The following is a 4,677-nucleotide window of genomic DNA, read 5'->3' as shown; positions in this document are numbered from 1 at the left end:
CGGCACCGCGGTGAGCGCACCCGTCGCCGCCGCCTCCGTGACCCCGGCCGGCGAGGCGCAGGGCCAGGCCGCCGCCGCGGCCGCCGCCGTCCCCGTCCCCGTACCGGCGCATGGCTCCCCGGCGCCCCCGGCCGACGACCCCGCGGCCGGAGCATCCGGCAGCGACGCCGACCCGGCCGGGACCGAGGGCCCCGGACCCGACGCGGACGCCGAGGCCGCCCCCGGCTTCGCCGACGCCGAGCGCGAGGCCGTCCACCGCGTCATGCGCGAACGCCGCGACATCCGCAACGGCTTCCGTTCCGACCCCGTCCCGCACGAGGTGCTGCTCCGCGTCCTGGAGGCCGCCCACACCGCCCCCAGCGTCGGCCACTCGCAGCCCTGGGATTTCGTCGTCATCCGCTCCGAGGAGACCCGCCACCGCATGCACGAGCTGGCCCGGCGCCAGCGCGAGGCGTACGCGAAGAGCCTGCCCAAGGGCCGGGCGAAGCAGTTCAAGGAGCTGAAGGTGGAGGCGATCCGGGACACTCCGGTCAACATCGTCGTCACCGCCGACCCCACCCGCGGCGGCCGGCACACCCTCGGTCGGCACACCCAGCCGCAGATGGCCCCGTACTCCTCGGCCCTCGCCGTCGAGAACCTCTGGCTCGCCGCCCGCGCCGAGGGCCTCGGCGTGGGCTGGGTCAGCTTCTTCGACGAGCGCGAGCTCGTGCGTGAGCTGGAGCTGCCGGAGCACCTGGACGTCGTGGCGTACCTCTGCGTCGGCTACGTCGACGAGTTCCCGGACGAGCCGGAGTTGGTGCAGTCCGGCTGGTCCAAGCGGCGCCCGCTGTCCTGGGTCGTCCACGAGGAGAGCTACGGCCGCCGCGCGCTGCCCGGCGAGGACCCGCACGACCTGCTCGCCGAGACCCTGGCGGGCATCCGCCCGCTGGACGCCAAGGCGCTCGGCGAGGCGTGGGAGCGGCAGAAGCGGATGACGAAGCCGGCCGGTGCGCTCGGCATGCTGGAGATCATCTCGGCGCAGCTGTGCGGGCTGTCCCGCACGTGCCCGCCGCCGGTGCCGGAGCCAGCGGCCGTCGCCGTCTTCGCCGGCGACCACGGCGTGCACGCGCAGGGCGTCACGCCCTGGCCGCAGGAGGTCACCGGCCAGATGGTCGCCAACTTCCTCGCCGGCGGCGCCGTCTGCAACGCCTTCGCCACCCAGGTCGGCGTCGAGGTGTGCGTCGTGGACGCCGGGGTGGCCGCCGAGCTGCCCGCCTCGGCGGGGCTCGTGCCGCGCAAGGTGCGCGCGGGCACCGCGGACATGACGGCCGGCCCCGCGATGTCCCGGGAGGAGGCGCTGCGGGCCGTCGAGGTGGGCGTCGAGACCGCCAGGGACCTGGTCGCGGCGGGCAACAAGGCGCTGCTGACCGGCGAGATGGGCATCGCGAACACCACCGCGTCCGCCGCGCTCATCTCCGTCTTCACCGACACCGAGCCCGCCGAGGTGACCGGCCGCGGCACCGGCATCGACGACGAGACGCACGCCCGCAAGGTCGAGGCCGTCCGCCGCGCCATCGAGGTCAACCGGCCCGACCCCGCCGACCCGGTCGGCGTGCTGGCCGCGGTCGGCGGCCTGGAGCACGCCGCGCTCGTCGGCTTCATCCTCGCCGGCTCGGCGCTGCGCACGCCCGTCCTCCTCGACGGCGTGAGCGCGGGCGCGGCGGCGCTGGTCGCGCGCGCGGTTGCGCCGGAGGCGCTGTCGGCGTGCATCGCGGGCCACCGCAGCCCGGAGCCGGGGCACGCGGCGGCGCTGACGAAGTTGGGGCTGCGCCCGCTGATCGACCTCGACCTGCGCCTCGGCGAGGGCACCGGCGCGCTGCTGGCGCTGCCGCTGGTGCAGAGCGCGGCGCGGGCCATGCACGAGGTGGCGACGTTCGACGCGGCGGGTGTGACGGAGAAGGGCTGAGCGCCCGTACGCCCCGGAGGCGCGCGGCGTCGGCGGCCGCGCGGGCCGGGGCGTACGGGGCGGCGTTCGCTGTCCCCGGTGCGTCCCGCTGCCGGCCGCCGCCGGAGCAGGCACCTGCGGCGCCGCTCCGGTGCAGGCCATAGGGTTGGCGTCACGGGCCGGGCGCGCCCAGCCCGGCACCGACCGCAGTCCGCGACGAACCGCCGCTCCGACGCCGCAGCGGCCGGCACACCGTACGAGGAGCCGCTCCGCCATGTCCCGTCCCCCCGCCCGTCCCGCCTCCGGTTCCGACGCCTTCGCGTACCCCGTCGGCCTGCGCCTCGCGGGCCGGCGCGTCGTCGTCCTCGGCGGCGGCCAGGTCGCCCAGCGCCGGCTGCCCGCGCTGCTCGCCGCCGGCGCCCGAATCACCCTCGTCTCGCCCTCCGCCACCCCGTCCGTGGAGGCGATGGCGGACGCCGGGGAGCTGACGTGGGTGCGGCGGCGGTACGCGGACGGGGACCTGGCGGACGCCTGGTACGCCGTGGTCGCCACCCGCGACCCCGAGGCCAACGCCGCCGCCTCCGCCGAGGCCGAGCGCCGCCGCGTCTGGTGCGTACGCAGCGACGACGCCTCCGCCGCCACCGCCTGGACCCCCGCCACCGGCCGCAGCGAGGGCGTCACCGTCGCCGTGCTCACCGGCAGCGACCCGCGCCGCTCCGCCGCCGTCCGCGACGCCGTCGTGGAGGGCCTGCGCGACGGCACGCTCAGCGCGCCCCACCACCGCACGCTCCCCCAAGGACCTCCGACAGGCTCCGGTCCAGGGGGGACCCCCATGCCCGGCGTCGCCCTCGTCGGTGGCGGCCCCGGCGACCCAGACCTCATCACCGTCCGCGGCCGCCGGCTGCTCGCCGAGGCCGACGTCGTCATCGCCGACCGTCTCGGCCCTCGCGACCTGCTGGACGAACTGCCGCCGCACGTCGAGGTGATCGACGCCGCGAAGATCCCGTACGGCCGGGCCATGGCCCAGCAGGCCATCAACGACGCGCTGATCGAGCACGCCCGGGCGGGCAGGGCGGTCGTCCGGCTCAAGGGCGGCGACCCGTTCGTCTTCGGCCGCGGCATGGAGGAGGCGGAGGCGCTGGCGGCGGCGGGCGTGGCGTGCACGGTGGTGCCGGGCGTCACCAGCGCGATCAGCGTCCCGGCGGCGGCGGGCGTCCCGGTCACGCACCGGGGGGTGGCGCACGAGTTCACCGTGGTCAGCGGCCACGTCGCCCCCGACGACGAGCGCTCGCTCGTGGACTGGCCGGCGCTCGCGCGGCTGCGCGGCACGCTGGTGCTGCTGATGGCGGTGGAGCGCATCGGGGCCATCGCGGAGACGCTCGTACGCGAGGGGCGCGACGCCGGAACGCCGGTGGCGATCGTGCAGGAGGGCACCACGGCGGCGCAGCGGCGGGTGGACGCCACGCTCGCCACGGCCGCGGACGCGGTGGCGCGGGAGGGGGTGCGGCCGCCGGCGGTGATCGTCGTCGGCGACGTCGCGGCGCGGCCGGCCGGCTGAGCAGAGGGGACGGGTGCGCGCCGCGCGGCGGGCGCGCACCCCGGAGTCGGCCGCCGGCCCGCGGCACGGCAGGATCACCCTGTGGCAGAACTCATCACGATCGACGACCCCGACGACCCGCGCCTGTCCGACTACGCCAACCTCACCGACGTCGAGCTGCGCCGCCGGCGCGAACCGGCGGAGGGGCTGTTCATCGCCGAGGGCGAGAAGGTCGTCCGGCGCGCCGTGCAGACCGGCTACGAGACGCGCTCCATGATGCTCTCGCCCAAGTGGGTCGACGCGATGCGGGACGTCATCGACGCGCTGCCGGCGCCCGTGTACGTCGTGAGCTTCGAGCTGGCCGAGCAGGTCACCGGCTACCACGTGCACCGCGGCGCGCTCGCCGCCATGCGCCGCAAGTCGCTGCCCGACGCCGCGGGCATCCTGGCCACGGCGCGCCGCGTCGCCGTGCTGGAGACCGTCAACGACCACACCAACGTCGGCGCCGTCTTCCGCAGCGCCGCCGCCCTCGGCATGGACGCCGTGCTGCTCTCGCCGGACTGCGCCGACCCGCTGTACCGGCGGTCGGTGAAGGTCTCCATGGGCGCGGTGTTCAACGTCCCGTACGCGCGGCTGGCCGACTGGCCGCACGACCTGGAGGAGGTCCGCGCGGCGGGCTTCACGCTCGTCGCCCTCACCCCGGCCGCGGACGCGGTGCCGATCACCGAGGCCGCCCCGCAGCGGCTGCCGCGGGTGGCGCTGCTGCTGGGCACGGAGGGCGCCGGGCTGTCGGCGCGGGCCCTGCGCGCGGCGGACCAGCGGGTGCGGATCCCGATGTCGAACGGCGTCGACTCGCTGAACGTGGGCGCCGCCGCGGCCGTCGCCTTCTACGCGGTGGCGACGGCCCCCGCGGCGGGCTGAAGCGGGCGGCGCGGCGGTGCCGCGGGCGTGGCCGAAAACCGTCGGCGGGGCGCGGCGGGCGCGGTGACCGCCCCCGGGGCGGCGCGGCCCGGGAGTGATCCACCGGGAGTACGAGGGCCGCGGCGGACGCCCGCCGCAGGTCCTAGATGGGGCCCTGGCAGCCCTGCGCCGCCGCGATGCCGAGCGCGACGAGCAGCGTCACCGTCACGAACACGATGAGCCGCTGGCGCATCAGCCGGGCCCGGTCCGGCGCCGGCCGGCGCGGCGGCGCGGGCTTGCGCGCCGCCGGGGCCGG

At 77.5% G+C, this 4,677-nt stretch carries 3 protein-coding genes and 1 pseudogene; 3 read left to right on the top strand and 1 reads right to left on the bottom strand.

Annotated elements, in window-relative coordinates; all coding sequences use genetic code 11:
* From cobT to ABD317_RS33770, 3 genes are all read left to right on the top strand, one after another.
* Positions 1–1,945: nicotinate-nucleotide--dimethylbenzimidazole phosphoribosyltransferase (gene cobT / locus ABD317_RS33780; protein ID WP_344295135.1), on the top strand; the 1,945-nt coding region annotated here is incomplete at its 5' end.
* A gap of 253 nt (positions 1,946–2,198) precedes the next feature.
* Entirely contained in the window at positions 2,199–3,482 is a 1,284-nt protein-coding gene (gene cobA / locus ABD317_RS33775) for a uroporphyrinogen-III C-methyltransferase (protein WP_344295133.1), read from the top strand.
* Positions 3,483–3,563: 81 nt separating this feature from the next.
* Positions 3,564–4,382, top strand: coding sequence for a TrmH family RNA methyltransferase (locus ABD317_RS33770; protein ID WP_344295132.1), 819 nt, complete (start codon positions 3,564–3,566; stop codon positions 4,380–4,382).
* Between the two features lie 142 nt (positions 4,383–4,524).
* On the opposite strand, the pseudogene ABD317_RS33765 reads toward ABD317_RS33770, so the two are convergent.
* Positions 4,525–4,677, bottom strand: a pseudogene (locus tag ABD317_RS33765) (serine/threonine protein kinase); the annotation flags it as partial.

Source organism: Streptomyces synnematoformans (assembly GCF_039531005.1).
In the GTDB taxonomy this organism is placed as follows: Bacteria; Actinomycetota; Actinomycetes; order Streptomycetales; family Streptomycetaceae; genus Streptomyces; species Streptomyces synnematoformans.
This window is presented reverse-complemented; position numbering and strand designations above follow the sequence as displayed.

What these genes read in the sequence shown, in the direction of transcription:
- cobA (WP_344295133.1), top strand. Translation starts at nt 2,199, where the DNA reads ATGTCCCGTCCCCCCGCCCGTCCCGCCTCCGGTTCCGACGCCTTCGCG.